Genomic DNA, 15,436 nt, shown 5'->3' on the forward strand with positions numbered 1-15,436 from the left:
CCTCCGTGCGCCGCGCTATGTCCTCATAGCTACCTCACGGTTTGAATTTGGTTGTTCGTCGTCAGTCGTTGGCCGTTGGCCGTCAGCAAATTTCTCATCGCGCGAAATTGCGAACGACGAACGGCTAGCAACGAACGGCGCTGTCACTGCTCATCCTTGGGAACATTCTCTGCGTCAGGCTGCTGATCGTGCGTCGTGACTTCCGCCTCGCCGGCAGGAGGAACGTTCTCCACCACGCTGACGGTTCCCGCTTCCAGGTCCTGGCCTTCTTCCACCAACTCGCTCGCGCTCTGCGGTGACGCGGCAGAATCCTGCGCCAAGCCCTCGGTATCGCCTGCCTCACCGCCGGCATCGGGGCCGACATCGTCCGGCGGCATGGCGCCCTGCTCGCCCGGGACAGGGAGCTCGTCAGACGCTTCTAAATCGGGCGCGGCCGACGGAACCTCTCCGGTTTCCAGGCTGGAAAAATAATTATTGACCGCAATGCTGATTTTTTCCACTGTCTTGGGCCCGATGCCGGGAATGGCCTCGAGCTGCTCCGGCGTCATGTCGGCCAACTGCTCGACGGTGGAAACGCCGGCGGCCGTCAGCTTCTCCAGCAGGCCCTCGCCGAGATCAGGCACCACCGACAGCGGCGTGGCCTGGGCTCCGACCAGCGCCGACATCTGCTGCTCGACCTCCTGGCGCTTCTCTTCCTCGCTCTTGATATCAATCTTCCAGCCGAGCAGCTTGGCGGCCAGGCGAACGTTCTGCCCCTTCTTGCCGATGGCGAGCGAGAGCTGGCTGTCGTCCACAATGACTTCCAGGTGCTTCTCGCCGGTATCGAGCACGGTAACGCGGCTGACCTTGGCGGGCTGCAAGGCCTTTTCGGCGAAGGTGACCGCGTCTTCGTGGTACTCGATGATGTCAATCTTCTCGCCGCGCAGCTCGCGAATGATGGACTGCACGCGCATGCCCTTCATGCCCACGCAGGCGCCGACGGCGTCCACGTCCTTGTCCTTCGACATCACCGCAATCTTGGTGCGCTCGCCGGCTTCGCGCGCAATGGCGCGGATGACCACGGTGCCGTCGTAGATTTCCGGCACCTCGGTCTGGAAAAGGTGCTGCACCAGGTCGGGCGCGGCGCGCGAGACGATCACCTGCGGGCCCTTGGCGGCCTTTTCCACGCGGGTGATGACGGCGCGGACGCGCTCGCCGGGAGCGAACGATTCCAGCCGCGACTGCTCCTTGCGCGGCATGCGGGCTTCGGCTTTACCGATATCAAAGATGAGGTCCGGCCCTTCGACGCGCTTGACGGTGGCGTTGACGACCTCGTTCACGCGGCCGATGTACTCGTTGTAAACCGTGTCGCGCTCGGCCTCGCGCACTTTTTGGAAGATAACTTGTTTGGCCAGTTGGGCGGCAATGCGGCCCAGCACGTCGGTGGCTTTGGGAATGCGCAACTCGCCGCCGACCTCGGCTTTGGGATCGAGCCGGCGGGCGTCATCAATCGTGATCTGGTTGGTCGCATCTTCGATCTGCGCGGCGCTTTCCACCACCTGCTTGACCACGAAGGCGCGGATCTGGCCGGTGTCCTTGTCCAGCTCGGCGCGCAAGTTTTCCTGCGTCTTGTAGTACTTGCGGGTGGCGACCACAATGGCGTCTTCCACCGCGCTGACCACAATCTGCGGGTCGATGCCCTTCTCACGGCTGAGTGCGTCAATGGTGTTGAAAAGCTCGCTTGCCATAACAATCCTGTCGTTGGTCGTTCGTCGTTAGTCAGTCACCGGAATGTTGCGCGATGCGGCCAACGACCAGCGACTAACGACTGCTTCAGAACTCCGGAACCAGGTTCGCCCGTTCGACGTTGCCCAATTCGATCTCGACCGCGTGCGCCGGCGCCTTCTTGCTGCCTACCTCCAGCGCGACGCGTCCCTCGCGCAGGCCCTGCAACCGTCCTTCAAAGTGACGGCTGCCCTCCACCGGCTCGCACGTGCTCAGGCGAACCCGGCTGCCGGCGAAGCGCTCGTAATCAGCCGCCTTCACCAGCTTGCGATCCAGCCCCGGCGAAGAAACCTCCAGCGTATACGAACCGGGGATCGCGTCCTCGACATCGAGGATGGTCCCCAGCTCGCGGCTGACGAATGCGCAATCCTCGTGCGTTACCCCGCCCGGCTTATCAATGAACAAGCGCAGCAGGCGGGCCTTGCCGCCGCCCCGGAACTCGACATCCACCAGTTCGAGACCTTGGGATGCGGTGACGCGCTCGGCAATTTGCCGCACGTGCTCCAGCTCGATCGCCATTTTCGTGTTCGGACCGGCTGGGGACAGCTCAAATAAAAAGTGGGCTCGCGCCCACTGGTTATCGTCGCCGAAGCTGTCCGACACAGCAGTCGCTTACAAATATACGCCTCGAAGGGGCAAAAGACAAACCGGGCTGGAACTCCAAATTGCGCTCTATCTATAAGATGCGCGAGGTGCCTTGCGCGATTCGGAAGCCACAAGGTCACGGCGTTAGGCTTCAGGCTTAAGCATGAGACGAATAGGGGCCCCTCGACTCGGCGTCGCCAACACCGGACGACGCCTCGCTAGGATGACATCTGTGTTGATCCCGCTTACCCTCCGTGACTCCGTGGCGAAGCTTCAGCTTCCAGATCCATCCAGTTTGAGGCCTAAGTCCGAAACCTGCAGCCCTGCCTTGCGCCTTGTGCCGTGCGCCGTGCGCCGCGAGCCTTGCCCCTTGTCCCTGTTTTTTCGGTTGACACCGCCCGCAATGAGTGCATAAATATTCATTGCATGCATAATTATTCCGGAAGGTTATGGGCCCGCTTATGAGCGCAGAACTGCAATCCGCCGTCGTCGGCGCCACCGGGTATTCCGGGCAGGAGCTTACCCGCATCCTGTTTCAGCACCCGCGCATGAGACCGCCGCTGCTGCTCGCGCGGGAGAGCGACAACGGCAGCGCCACCGCCGAGATCATCTCGCCGGTGGACGGCACCACGGTGCCCATCCATCCTTTCTCCTGGCGGCTGCTGCACCAGCGCGGTGTTGACCTGCTGTTCCTGGCCACGCCGCACGAAGTTTCGCGCGCCTGGGTGCCGGAGGCAATGGAGCGCGGGCTGCGCGTGATTGACCTGAGCGGCGCGTGGCGGCTGCGCACCCACCAGTACGCCGCCGTGTACGGCTTCAAAGACATTGGCTCGCCCGCCTCCGAGGCGGTGATGGACAAGGCGCTATACGGGCTGCCGGAACTCTGCCGCGCCCAGCTGCCCGACGCGCAACTGGTCGCCAATCCCGGCTGCTATCCGACGTCGGCCATCCTGGCGCTGGCGCCGCTGATCGAAGCCGGGCTGCTCGACGTGGAGCACGGCGTGGTGTGCGATTCGAAATCCGGCGTCTCCGGCGCGGGCAAGTCGCCGACGGCGGAAACGCATTTCGTCGAGACCGCGGAAAATTTTCGCGCCTACTCGGCATTCACCCACCGGCACGCCGGCGAGATTTTGGAACAATTGCAACTCGCGCCCGAGCAACTGACGTTCAGCACGCACCTGCTGCCCATCCGCCGCGGGATTTTGTCGAGCATTTACGCCCACTTGAAGCGGGTGGTCACGGCATCGGAGTTGGAAGAGCTGATTCGCGACTTTTACGCGAGCAGCCCCTTCGTAAGGATTTTCGCGCCGCCGCGTCTGCCCGAGGTGCAGCACTCGCAGCACTCGAATTTTTGCGACATCGGTTGGGTGCTGGCGCCCGACGGCAAGCGCGTGATGCTGGTCTCCTGCCTCGACAACCTGATCAAGGGCGCGGCCGGGCAGGCGGTGCAGAGCATGAACCTGATGTACGGCTGGGACGAGCGCGAGGGACTGATCCCGGTACCGGCCACGCGCAGCCGCTTCCCGCGCGCTGCCTACGTAGCGGCGGCAACGCAGGCGAGCTACGTTGCGGGGACGGTCCATTGAGGCTGGTCATCAAAATTGGCGGCGCCCTGCTGGATGATGCCACCCTGGTGGACCGTTGCGCGCGCTGCGTTGCCGGCCTGGTCGAGAGCGGCGACCAGGTGGCGGTGGTGCATGGCGGTGGCAAAGCACTGACGCGGCTTCTGGAACGCCTGGGCAAGAAAAGCGAGTTCGTTCACGGCTTGCGCGTTACCGACGCCGAAACGCGCGATGCCGCGTTGATGGTGCTCGCCGGCGGGATCAACAAGAAACTTGTGGGCGCGCTGGGCAAGCTGGGACAGCCGGCGATCGGTATGTGCGGTGGCGACGGCCTCAGTTTCCGCGCTCGCAAGCGCGTCAACGGCGGCACGGACCTGGGATTCGTGGGCGAGATTTCGTCGGTGGATCCGCATTGGCTGAACGCGATCTGGAACGCCGGCGCGGTGCCGGTGATCGCCAGCCTGGCGCTGGGCGCGGACGGCGAGTATTACAACATCAACGCCGACCAGATGGCGGCGGCGTGCGCGGTGGCGTGCCAGGCAGCGCGGTTGGCGTTCTTGACCGACGTGAACGGGGTCCTGGACGCGTACCGGTGCGTCATTCGTGTGCTGCCGGCGCACAATATCGCGGTACTGCGGGAGGCGGGGGTCATCACCGGCGGCATGCTGCCGAAGCTGGAAGCGTGCGAGCGCGCGCTGGCCGGCGGCGTCGCTTCGGTGCACATCCTGCCGGGCGCGCAGATGGAAGCGCTCAACCAGTTTGCGAGGGGTGAAATCCAGGTGGGAACGGAGTTGATCGCGTGAATCTCGAGGCGGTGGCACGGGCGGAAGCCAGACTTCTGCTGCCCACCTACGATCGTAAGCGCGTGCTGTTTCGCCGCGGCCAGGGTTGCTATCTCTGGGACGACCGTGGCCGGCGGTACCTGGATTGGCTCAGCGGGATCGGGGTGTGCGCGCTCGGCTACAACCACCCGGCGGTGCTGGCGGCCATCCGCAAGCAAGCGCCGCGATTGGTGCACATTTCCAATCTCTTTTACCACGACTATCAGGCCGCTTTGGCCGAGCGCCTGGCCAGGATCTCCGGCCTCGACCGCGCGTTTTTCTGCAACAGCGGCAGCGAGGCCATCGAGGGAGCGCTGAAGCTGGCGCGCGCCTACGCGCGACTCCATAACAAGAACGGAAGCAAGGCGCCGTGGCGGTTCCTCGCCATGGAAAATTCGTTCCATGGCCGCACCGCGGGCGCTCTGGCGGCAACCGCGACGAAAAAATATCGCGAGCCGTTCGAGCCCTTGCTGCCCGGCGTGCGCTTCGTCAAATTCAACAACGCCGCCGACCTGGAAAAGAAGTTCGATGGCAGCGTGTGCGCGGTCCTCCTCGAGCCCATCCAGGGCGAGGGCGGCATCAACCCGGTGACGCCGGAATTCTTTTCGCTTGCGCGCAAGCTGGCCGAGCGTCACGGCGCGCTGCTGATCGCCGATGAGATCCAATGCGGTCTGGGGCGCACCGGAGAATACTTCGCGTTCCAGAAATACGGCGTCACGCCCGACATTCTGGCTCTGGCAAAGCCGCTGGCGTCGGGCCTGCCGCTGGGCGCCATCGTGACCCGCGAACACGTCGCCGCCGCCATCAAGCCGGGCCTGCACGGCACCACCTTCGGCGGCGGGCCGCTGGCCTGCGCCGTGGCCATCACCTTCCTCGATACTTTGCAGCGCGAAAACGTGATCGCGAACGTGCGGCGAGTGGGAAAGTATTTTCGCGAGAAGCTGGAGACGGTGAAGCGGCAGCATCCCTCGGTGGTGGAGGCGCGCGGAATCGGACTGATGCTGGCGCTGCAACTGGGAGTCCCGGGAAAAGACGTGGTGGACGCCTGCCTGGCGCGCGGGCTGGTGATCAATTGCACGCACGACACGGTGCTGCGCTTCCTTCCGCCTTTCATCATTACGGAAAAACAGGTGGACGAGGGCATGAAGCTGCTCGACCAGGCGCTCACCGAAGTCGAATCGAAAAACGGATCGCGGGTGCCCCATCCTAGCCCGGGTTTGGCTAGGGTGGGTGTGACGACAGGCAAAAAACGCTAATGGGGTTCGGCAAAGGAAAAATTCGCACGCGGAAGGCGGCCCTGCCGGACGCACCGGCGATTCACGCGCTGATCGCGCACTACGCTGATCAGGACGTCCTGCTGCCACGCACCATCGGCGAGATCTGCGAAAACGTGCGCGACTTCACCGTGGTCGAGCAGAACGGGCGCGTGATCGGCTGCGGCGCGCTGCACCTCTATGGCCAGCACCTGGCGGAGGTGCGATCCATCGCGGTGGCGCGCGAGGCGCAAGGCCGGGGCGCCGGGAGCAAGCTGGTGGAAGCGCTGCTGAAGGAATCGCGCCAGCACCAGGTCGCGCAGGTGTGCCTGTTCACGCGCTCGCCGGAGTATTTCGGGCGGCTGGGGTTTGTCGAAGTGCCGCACGCCGTGCTGCCGGACAAGATTTTCAAGGACTGCCGCAACTGTCCGCTGTTCACCCGCTGCGACGAGAAGGCGATGATTTATGCGGGCGCAGCGGCGCTCGCCGAAATTCCCGAATGCACCCGTGAAATTGACGCCGTGCTCCGCCCGGAGCGGCAGCCGGCCGTCGCCACCCTGGTCCGTATCGGCCGCGCTGAATCATGAAGCTCGCCGCCGAGATCCTCGTACCGCGGGGATTTGAATTCTCCTCCGCCACCGCCGGCATCAAGCTCTCGGGCTCCCCCGACATGGCGCTGGCGCTCGCTCCGCACGGCGCCAATGCGGTGGCGATGTTCACCACCAATCGCGTGATTGCCGCTCCGCTGATATGCGGGCGCGAGCATCTGCGCCGAACCCGGGGACGCGTGCACGCCGTGGTGGTGAATTCCGGCAACGCAAACTGCGCAACAGGAGAAGCGGGCCGGCGCGCGTGCGAGCAGGTCTGCCGCAGGGTCGCCAAGGCGGCGGGATGCAAGCAGGACGAAGTCTTCCCTGCTTCCACCGGCATCATCGGCGTGCCGCTGCCCGCCGACAAGCTGATCAGCGCAATACCACGATTGTTCGCTGCCCGTTCAACCGCCGTCGCCGGGGCAGAAAATTTCGCGCGCGCCATCATGACCACCGACACGCGCATGAAAACCGCTTCAGCGCGCTTCGGCGACGTCACGCTGTTCGGGACATGCAAAGGCGCCGGGATGATTCATCCCCGGCTGGCGACCATGCTGGTGTACCTGTTCACCGACGCCGAGGCGAGTCCGCGCGAACTGGGCGCATTGCTGCGCGACACCGTGCATGTCACCTTCAACCGCATGAACGTGGATACCGACACTTCCACCAACGACACCGTGCTCCTGCTGGCGAGTGGCGAAGCGGGCAAGGTGAAGAAAAAAGACTTTGGCGCGGGGTTGCAGGCGGTGTGCGAGTCACTGGCGAAGCAGATTGTCAGCGACGGCGAAGGCGTGAAGCACGTGGTGAATTTGCGCATCGAGGGCGCGCGCTCCGATGCCGAGGCGTCGCAGGTGGCGAAGGCGATCGGCAATTCCATGCTGGTGAAGACGGCATGGGCGGGCGCCGATCCCAACTGGGGCCGCGTGCTGGCGGCGGTTGGCTACTCCGGCGTGGCGATTGATCCCGCGAAGGTGGATATTTTTTTCGGGAAACACCAGGTCTGCCGTCGCGGCGTCGCGGCGCGGTTCGACGCAAAGAAAGTGCACGCCTATCTCACCCAGCCGGTGTTCGATGTCCGCGTGCAACTAGGCCGCGGCAAGGTGGGCGCGACGTTCTGGACGTGCGACCTGACCAGCGAGTACGTGCACATCAACGCCGATTACCACACGTAAGATATTTGGTGATTTCTTAAGTTTTGTAATTTGGTAATTTACCGTGCACCATTGGTTGGAAATGTTGGACCTGCCGGGGATGGAGCCCGCAGGGCGGCAGAACCTAGCCCGGCACGTCAGTGCCGAGTTCACGGCTGAAAACAAAAGCGATTACGCGGACCATTCGTCCCTTAGTGCGCCGAATGTTGCTGTGCATTCTTGTCTTTCGACCGTTCCAGGCGGGCTGCTTCCTCAAGAATTGGCCTCACCTGTGTTTTCAGCGTTTTGAATTCGTCGTCCGTCATTCCGTCGGGCGGCTCTTGTTCTTTCCGTAATACCTCCAACCCTTGGTGGCCGTACTTCGCTGCATTATCCGAACACTTCCTTGCGTCGGAGCCATTCCGCGCGGCACACTCGTGATAGGTGTACGCGACCAGCGCCAAGGCTCGCAGATTCGCCGGTTCGCACTCCAATAGGCGCTCAGCCGTGCGCACAGCTTCATCTTCGTTCTTAAGTTGCTGGTATGCCATCATGAGGAGCTTGAGCGCCTCTGCCTTAACCACACTGTTTGGATACTGCCGAAGGAATCGTTCTACGGCCTGCACCCTTTCCGTAGGATTCGGCGTTTGGACAACCTTGACGTAGGCGTCGTATTCCGCCGGATCTTTGATGGTCATTTGCTGCGACGGGCTACTTCCTGCCACCACAGTTACTGCGATCGTGTTCGACTTGACCACTCCCTTGCCGAGTTCCGGTGGGAGGTCTCGTTCTAGTTGTACCGTGTACTCGCCCGGTTCGACTACGTCATAGAGATAGCTGATTTCAATTGTGTCCTGGCACGTTTCATGCGGCTTTAGTTCGACGAGGATGTTGCGGGTTGTAATCCCGAAAGGGCTTCGCAGACTCTCTCGCATCTTGCGGAAGACTTCTGTCTCCGGCACCGCGTTTCCTTTGGAGTCGAGGACGATGGCCCGGTAATTGAACGCTGGATTGGTGAGAGCAAAGTGGAGAACATGCTCCGAATTGTTCTTCATCGTGATAATGAAAAACACTGGAGCCCCGGCCTTCCATGTCGCACCTCCCGGCGTTATCGCATTTTGCGAGAGGGCAATCTCCAGAACAAACGACGATTCTCCTTCCGCGAGGGCGCTGCTGACGCCAATGGCGGCTAGGAAGAGAGCACAAATCACGCATGCTATGCGCGGTACGGCGGGTCTTCTACTGGTCGCAACCCTTTTCAAATTCTCGCTCATGCCGATGCCTCAGCCGGATTATGCTCCCGCTCAACGAGTGATAACAGCCCTTATCGTAACTTATGCTCTTGCACCGGATATGACGTAACTCAAACAGCTTAGCTTACGGTAAAGGCAATTCGTTCACTCCCCGCCTGTCGCCGGTTTCACCGCGTCGCTCTTGACCAGCAACGCCAAGCGCGGGAACGCGAACGTGCCGGCGGCGTCGTCAATCACGGTCACCTGGCAGGTGTACAGCCCCGGCTTGAGTTGGCTGAGCGGCACGTCAAACTGGAAGACGGCGGCCTTGCGGTCGGGCGCGGTGAGCTGGTGCGCCTCCACCAGCGGTGTTTCGAACGCCTTCACCCTTCCCTGGAAAAACTGGATGCTGGTCAGCAGCCGGATTTGTTTTGTCTTGTCAGCCGCGTGCGTGTCCTTCACCGGCTCATAAACTTCGTAATAAAAATATAGGTGCTGGCTGGGCGAGAAGACGTGCAGCACGTTGGGAATCAGCTCCTCGCCATCTTTGGCCAGGACGTTTTCCGAATTACGCTTGCCCGCATTCTGGATCTGTGTGCCCATCACCACCGAGCTGAGCTTCAGCGGCGCCTTTTCCCGCTTGTAATCGGGAATGACGACATCGGTCTCGAACGAGCCCAGCCGCCCGCTCTGGTTTTCGCGCAGCACGAACTTCAAGTGGAACTTGCCGGGCGGCAGCGTGAAGCCGGCCTGGTACTGCACGTTCTTGCGGCGCACCTGCTGCGATTCGTCGAGATTGAGCTTGACGGTGTCGCGCACGTTGCCGACGGGACGCTGCAGTTCGTCGCGCACCACGCCGATGATGTCAAGCGTCGCCTTGTCCTTGTCGCCCGATTGGGTGAACGGAATTTCCGACCCCGGCACCACCAGCGATACCGGCACGTAGAAGCGCGAATCGCTGAGGCGGAAGTAAGCGGCGGAGAGAAAGACGTCGAGGTCGGTGGACGACAGCTCCGAACTCAATTCATCCAGCAACTGCTGCTCGCGGTCGTCCTTGTTGGAATGCGCAAAGTCGCGTGGCGCGTAGTAGCCCTTGCGGAATTCGATCTTGACGTTCGGCACCGAGGTCTTCACGGTGATCTTGCGGAAACGCCCGTCGCGCGCGGGATTCGAGCTGCGATAGCCGAGCACGTAGTACGCGGAAGTGTCTTCCTGGACTTTCTTGAAGACGGCGCCGAAGTCGTTGGAATCGAGGAAGGCGCGCCCGCCGGTGTCGGCGGCCAGGGTGACCAGCGTTTCCTGGGTGGAGAAATTGGAATCGAAGGCATTGCGCACCGACGCGCCCGAGTAAGGCGAGGTTCCGCGCAGGCTGGCCTGCTGCGCCTCGCCGCCGGGAATAATGGCCTGCAAGCCGCGCATGTCCATCGGATAAATGGCGACGTTGCCGCGCACCGCGCGGTTGATGGCGTTGCGCAACTGCGACTGGTTCTCGATCCCGGTCTTGTCCATGCCGCTGCTGAAATAAATGACCGACTTTTTTTGCTCGATGCGGGAGAGCGAGTCGGCCAGCGACTGCAGCGCTTCCAGCCGCCGGTCGGTGTTGAAGATGTTGTATTCGGTGTCGTCCGGCGTGAAGGGCTGCGCGGTATCGGCGGTGCCCTCGGTGTCGCCGGTTATCCCGGCGTCGAATCCTCCTCCGCTCGATGGATTCATTCGTGCCAGCGCTTTGACCAATAGGTCGTGGTCCGATGTAAGGTCCTGGTTCACTTGCAGCGATGACGCCAGCGAGATCACGGCGACCATGTCGGAGGGCGTCATCTGCTTGTCCACGAACTTCTGCGCCGCCTGCACCGCGCGCTCGATCTCCTCCGGCTGCATGGAGGTGAGATCGAAGAACAGCACGACGATCCGATGGTCGCGGAATTCCAGCTTGTCGGTGGGCTTCACCACGGGCACTGACGGGGTGGTGCGAGGCGCGACCAGCACCGCTTGCGCCGGCTGCGGGACCGCCTGGGTATCCGTCTGCTCGAAATCGAAGCTGTCGATGCGCTGCTGCTTGCCGTCCTCGTACAGCGTGAAGTCTTCTTTCTTCAGGCCGCGGACGATGGCGCCGCTCTTGTCGCGCACGACGACGTTGGCCAGCACCACGTCGGTCTCAACGCGGAAGCGGTAGAGCGCTCCGCCCTGCTGTTGCCCCGGAAGCGGCGGCACAAGCATGGCCGCGATCAGCGCGATAGCCGCGACACGAAATGTGAAACTGTTTTTCAAATCACTAAATCACAAATCACTAAATCACAAATTGCTAGAACCTGTACCTCGCCAAAAATTGCAGCTGCCTCATCCCGCCGGGCAAGATCACGTGCCCGAAAGTAGGTGAATTCACGACCGTGTCAATGGTCGTGAACTGCGGGTTGTTGAACACGTTGGTCGCCTGCAGGCGCACTTCGAACCCTTTCGTATCGCCCATGGTGAACGTCTTGGCGATTGCCATGTTCACGGAAAACGTATGCGGGCCTTCGATGGTGTTGCGCCCGGCATCGCCGAAGGTTCCGGCCGGAGGAATGACGAACGCCGCCGTGTTGAACCATTCCGCCACGGTGGGATCGGACAGCGGTACCGGCTGGCCGGTGACATTGGCGCGCAGCGTGCCGTTCACGCCGCTGGCCACGTCGGTAAAGCTGCCCAGCACGCGAGCGGTGAATGGCATCCCGGTAGCAAAGGCGATATTGCCGCTCCATTGCCAGTCGCCGAAGATGCGCGAGGCCAGCGTGGTGGTCGAAAGCCAGCGCTTGTTCGTGCCCCAGGGAAGTTCGTACACGTAATCCGCCGTGAGCCGGTGCCGCTGGTCGAAGCTGGAAAGCCCGCGCTCGGCCGCCAGGTCCTGATCGTTCTGCGCCACCACGACCGCCCCGCCGCCGATGGTGGAAGCATTGTCAATCGACTTCGAATAGGTATAGCGGCCGCCGACGGAAAGTCCGCCGGACATTCTCTTGTTCAGCCGCACCGAGGCGCTGTGCATGATGGAATCCGCATTCGACGACTCCCACAGGAACGGCTGCACTCCGGCGATGCTCAAGCCGCCGCTCGGCGTCCGGTTGGGCGCGCGGAACAGGTCAAGGTGCGTTCCCTTGCTGCCGTTGTAATCCAGGTTTAGCACCAGGGTGCGCGTCAGCTCGCGCTGCACGTCGAGGTTCCAAATCTGCACATAACCGAGGCGGTAATAGCGGTCCACACCGTAGTTGTTGGTGGTGGTGGCGGAAGGCGCGCTGGTGAACGCGTTCTGCAGCAGGAGCGGGCTCGCGGTGGTTCCGATGTTGGTCTGCGTGAAATCGAACGGCGGCTGGAACGACAAGTTCTGCACGATCGCGGAATACTGCGTGGTGTTGTAGTTGATCCCGTAACCGGCGCGCACCACGGTCTTTGCCATTGGTTTCCAGGCGATGCCGATGCGTGGCGCCAGATTGTTGCGATCGGGATTGACCAGCGTTGCCGGAAACGCGCCGCTGTAAGGCCCCGCCGAACTGCATGCGCCGATTGTGGCCGCGCACACCGGCGCCACCGCCACGAATCCAGGCGCGGCGTCCAGGTTGGCGAGTTGATGGTTTTGTTCCGTGAACGGCGAGACGTATTCATAGCGCAAGCCAACGTTGATGGTCAGGTTACCGCGCACGCGCCAGTCGTCCTGGATAAACAAGTCCCACGAATTCGCCGCGAAATGATAGTCGTTGACGCCGTACTGCACCGAGGCCTGCTGCGGCAGGCCGAGGAGGAAGTCGGCAAAATCGAATCCCGTGCCCGGCACCGCCACGCCATTCACGTATTGCGCGGTGTACAGGCCAGTGAAAACGAAGCTGCCGCGCGCGTTCTTGTCGGTCTGCGGGTTCTGGTGGATGCGGCGGAAATCGCCGCCCCAGCGCACATTGTGCTTGCCGTGGTTCCAGATCACGGTATCGGACAGCGACCAGGTGCTATCGTGGCGCGCCAGCGGCGTGATGTCGTTCACGCCGACGAAGTCGGTAAACGAAAGCCCCGGCACGCCCCAGTCGAACGGGTTCTGCGAAACACCGAGAATTCCTGCTTCGGCCGCGATGTTCTCGACACCCGCGTACAAATTGTTGGTGGAGAAATTCCGGCGATTGAAATCGAAGCGCAGATTGTTGGTCAGGTGGCCCTTGCCATAAACCCAACCGGCGGGAACGTCCAGCGCGCTGGTTTTCGACCGCCCTGCGATGGTCGGCGAGAGGTTGCTCTGCACGTCCGCGCGCTGCCAGTGAATCCCGAAATTCAAGTTGTTGCGCGGCCCGCGCCCGCCGCGCCCGCCTCCGCCGCCGCCCATCGGGAACGGCATGTTGGACGACGCTCCGAAATTGTGAATGATGCGCAGATTCAAGTTGTCGTTGTTGTTCTCCGTCGAGGTGACGTAGTGAAAATTCTGGAAACTGGGACTGCCCAGCACATTGGGCTTCGGAATGAAATTCTTCAATAACTCCTGCGCCGCAGAATTGATTCGGATGGTGGGAATCTGGTTACCGGCGAAATGCTGGCCCGTGACCGGATCGAAGATCTGCACCGGAATCTGCACCCCAGCGGCGTTGCGCGTGGTCGCTTCGGAAAAATCGCCCGCGCGTTCCTCCAGCGTGGGCACGGTGGAGAGCACGTCGTACGGACTGGTCGAACGATTGCCGGAATAGTTGAGGAAGAAGAAGGTCTTGGCGCCGCCGTTATAGATGTGCGGGATTTTCAGCGGCCCGCCCAAGGTGGCGCCGAAGCGTTGCTGCAAGTAACCCGGCTGCGTTGTGGGCAGGCCATTCAGCGAATAGGGCTTGGCGTCGAAGACACCGTCACTGGCGGAGTAAAACAGCGCTCCATGCGGCTTGTTGAGGTTGAAGCCGCGGCGGCCGCCGATCCTGATGATTTGTCCGCCGCCTCCGCCGGGGCCTCCGCGCCCTCCCGGGCCTCCTCCGGGTCCGCCCATACCGCCGCCCATGTTTCCGAATTCGCCGCGGGCGGCGCGGTCGCGGAACTCCTGGATGCGTTCGCGCATCTGCTCGTCATTGCCGCCAAACATCATGTCGTTGGTCTGCGCGGCATTGTTGGAGGAGGCAATCGCCACCGACTCGGTGGCGGCGTCCGGGTTCAGCGCCTGCGACGGCATGCCGGTCATGTCCGTCGCACCGCCGCCGTTCCCGTTGCCCTCGCTCTGCCCCATGCCGGAAGGATCGGTGGCCAGCGCAAGGTTCTGGAAACCGCGGCTCGCCAGGCCGGCAACCTGCTGCTGTGTCTGCTGTTGCTGGCGCTGCTCTTCCGCCTGCGCGCGCGACTGCAACATCATTTCCAGGTCGGCGCGCGGATGGCAGTTGGCGGCATTGACCACCACTTCCTTGGTCACGGGTGCGAAACCCGCCAGTTCAGCGCGGATGACGTAGCGCCCATTCGACGGCGCAACCAGGAAGTAGGCGCCGTCCACCCCGGTGGAGGTCGCGGCCCTCTTGCCGGTCAAGGAATTGGAAGCCGCGATGGCGACGCCGGGCAGCGGGACCGCGCCGGCGACCGCCCTTCCCGCCACGTCGCAGGATGCCGGCGCTTGCGCGAACCCGTGCGACGCCGCGGCCAACAGCAGCACCATGGCCGCAAGCCGGCCGCGTCTGGAGAATGTCGGAAGCACTGGGACAAACTTCATCGGCAGAATGTAGATGAGTGTGCTAACCCGAAGGTAAGCGATTCGACTGCGTTCGCGGCGCAAAAGCCACGTAAAATTTTGTCAATCCAGGGTGCTCTCGGCGGAACTCGGTACGATTATTTCGGCGGCTGAGGCGGCGCTTGCGGGCGTTCTCCGCCCATCATCATGCGCATGTCGCCCGCGTTGAATGTGGATGGCACAAATACGCCCGCCGCATTTAACGCGCCGCGCCCGAATACATGATCGCCCACTTTGATGTCGGGCAGCGTGATGCTGTCGCGCCCTTTGCGAAATGAAGTGTTCTCGTCCACCTCGATGGTCTGGGTTTGGCCATCCGGGCGCGCGATCGCCAGCTTGGTGCCATCAATCGCCTTCACTTCGCCGGCGATGAACTGCTTGCCCATGCCCTCACGCAGCGCCTGCATGTCGCCCTGGCCCACGCCCTGGCGTGACGCCACGAACCGCGCCGTCCAAGCGTCGTTGCCTGCCGGCTCGCCGCCGACCATCACCATGTCGCCGGGCTTGAAATCGGCAAGCTTCGCCTCCTGACGGTCTTTTCTGAAGCGCGTTTCGCTCGTGACCTTCACCGTCACCGTCTTGCCCTGCATGGTTTTGACGGTAAATCCGTCTTTCTTGATTTCACCGATCGTCCCGGCAATCCCCGGCCCTTGGCGCATGCCGCGGCCTTCGCGCCGCGCTTGAGCTTCGTTACTGGCGGGCTTGTCGCTCGGAGCAGGTTTATCGCTGGTTTGCGCGCTGCACAGCAATGGCGCGGCGAGCAGGAGAAGAACGGCGCAACTGCGTTTCATGAAAACCTCG

General features: G+C 62.5%; 11 protein-coding genes. 5 read left to right on the plus strand and 6 right to left on the minus strand.

Annotated elements, in window-relative coordinates:
• Nucleotides 1–143: 143 nt before the first annotated feature.
• Nucleotides 144–1,727, minus strand: coding sequence for a transcription termination factor NusA (gene nusA / locus LAN70_00420; protein ID MBZ5509610.1), 1,584 nt, complete (start codon nucleotides 1,725–1,727; stop codon nucleotides 144–146).
• Between the two features lie 85 nt (nucleotides 1,728–1,812).
• Nucleotides 1,813–2,283, minus strand: a complete 471-nt coding sequence (locus LAN70_00425) for a ribosome maturation factor RimP (protein ID MBZ5509611.1) — start codon at nucleotides 2,281–2,283, stop codon at nucleotides 1,813–1,815.
• Nucleotides 2,284–2,810: 527 nt separating this feature from the next.
• On the opposite strand from LAN70_00425, the gene argC reads away from it, so the two are divergent.
• From argC to argJ, 5 genes are read left to right on the plus strand one after another with little or no spacing between them, the layout of a single operon-like run.
• Nucleotides 2,811–3,935 carry an N-acetyl-gamma-glutamyl-phosphate reductase gene (gene argC, locus LAN70_00430; protein ID MBZ5509612.1) on the plus strand — a complete coding sequence of 375 codons (1,125 nt, stop codon included), beginning with the start codon at nucleotides 2,811–2,813 and terminating at the stop codon, nucleotides 3,933–3,935.
• On the plus strand, nucleotides 3,932–4,714 hold the full coding sequence (gene argB / locus LAN70_00435) for an acetylglutamate kinase (protein MBZ5509613.1): 783 nt from the start codon (nucleotides 3,932–3,934) through the stop codon (nucleotides 4,712–4,714). Before argC ends, argB begins: the two co-directional genes overlap by 4 nt.
• Entirely contained in the window at nucleotides 4,711–5,988 is a 1,278-nt protein-coding gene (locus LAN70_00440) for an aspartate aminotransferase family protein (GenBank protein ID MBZ5509614.1), read from the plus strand. Before argB ends, LAN70_00440 begins: the two co-directional genes overlap by 4 nt.
• Before the next feature lie 20 nt (nucleotides 5,989–6,008).
• Nucleotides 6,009–6,572 (plus strand): N-acetyltransferase, encoded by a 564-nt coding sequence (locus LAN70_00445; GenBank protein ID MBZ5509615.1) that lies wholly within the window; start codon nucleotides 6,009–6,011, stop codon nucleotides 6,570–6,572.
• On the plus strand, nucleotides 6,569–7,747 hold the full coding sequence (gene argJ, locus LAN70_00450) for a bifunctional glutamate N-acetyltransferase/amino-acid acetyltransferase ArgJ (GenBank protein MBZ5509616.1): 1,179 nt from the start codon (nucleotides 6,569–6,571) through the stop codon (nucleotides 7,745–7,747). The genes LAN70_00445 and argJ overlap by 4 nt, the downstream gene beginning before the upstream one ends.
• Nucleotides 7,748–7,917: 170 nt before the next feature.
• On the opposite strand, the gene LAN70_00455 is transcribed toward argJ, so the two are convergent.
• The 4 genes from LAN70_00455 to LAN70_00470 form a co-directional block, all read right to left on the minus strand.
• Nucleotides 7,918–8,979 carry a hypothetical protein gene (locus LAN70_00455; GenBank protein ID MBZ5509617.1) on the minus strand — a complete coding sequence of 354 codons (1,062 nt, stop codon included), beginning with the start codon at nucleotides 8,977–8,979 and terminating at the stop codon, nucleotides 7,918–7,920.
• Nucleotides 8,980–9,102: 123 nt separating this feature from the next.
• Nucleotides 9,103–11,154 (minus strand): VWA domain-containing protein, encoded by a 2,052-nt coding sequence (locus tag LAN70_00460; GenBank protein ID MBZ5509618.1) that lies wholly within the window; start codon nucleotides 11,152–11,154, stop codon nucleotides 9,103–9,105.
• Nucleotides 11,155–11,239: 85 nt separating this feature from the next.
• A complete protein-coding gene (locus tag LAN70_00465) occupies nucleotides 11,240–14,617 on the minus strand; it encodes a TonB-dependent receptor (protein ID MBZ5509619.1) in 3,378 nt (1,125 codons plus the stop codon).
• 116 nt (nucleotides 14,618–14,733) lie between these two features.
• A complete protein-coding gene (locus LAN70_00470; GenBank protein MBZ5509620.1) occupies nucleotides 14,734–15,426 on the minus strand; it encodes a DUF5666 domain-containing protein in 693 nt (230 codons plus the stop codon).
• Nucleotides 15,427–15,436 lie beyond the last annotated feature (10 nt).

Source organism: Terriglobia bacterium (assembly GCA_020072845.1).
In the GTDB taxonomy this organism is placed as follows: Bacteria; Acidobacteriota; Terriglobia; order Terriglobales; family Acidobacteriaceae; genus JAIQGF01.

Coding starts and splice junctions, on each gene's coding strand:
- nusA (MBZ5509610.1), bottom strand. CDS start 1,727: ATGGCAAGCGAGCTTTTCAACACCATTGACGCACTCAGCCGTGAGAAG.
- LAN70_00425 (MBZ5509611.1), bottom strand. CDS start 2,283: ATGGCGATCGAGCTGGAGCACGTGCGGCAAATTGCCGAGCGCGTCACC.
- argC (MBZ5509612.1), top strand. CDS start 2,811: ATGAGCGCAGAACTGCAATCCGCCGTCGTCGGCGCCACCGGGTATTCC.
- argJ (MBZ5509616.1), top strand. CDS start 6,569: ATGAAGCTCGCCGCCGAGATCCTCGTACCGCGGGGATTTGAATTCTCC.
- LAN70_00455 (MBZ5509617.1), bottom strand. CDS start 8,979: ATGAGCGAGAATTTGAAAAGGGTTGCGACCAGTAGAAGACCCGCCGTA.
- LAN70_00460 (MBZ5509618.1), bottom strand. CDS start 11,154: ATGCTTGTGCCGCCGCTTCCGGGGCAACAGCAGGGCGGAGCGCTCTAC.
- LAN70_00465 (MBZ5509619.1), bottom strand. CDS start 14,617: ATGAAGTTTGTCCCAGTGCTTCCGACATTCTCCAGACGCGGCCGGCTT.
- LAN70_00470 (MBZ5509620.1), bottom strand. CDS start 15,426: ATGAAACGCAGTTGCGCCGTTCTTCTCCTGCTCGCCGCGCCATTGCTG.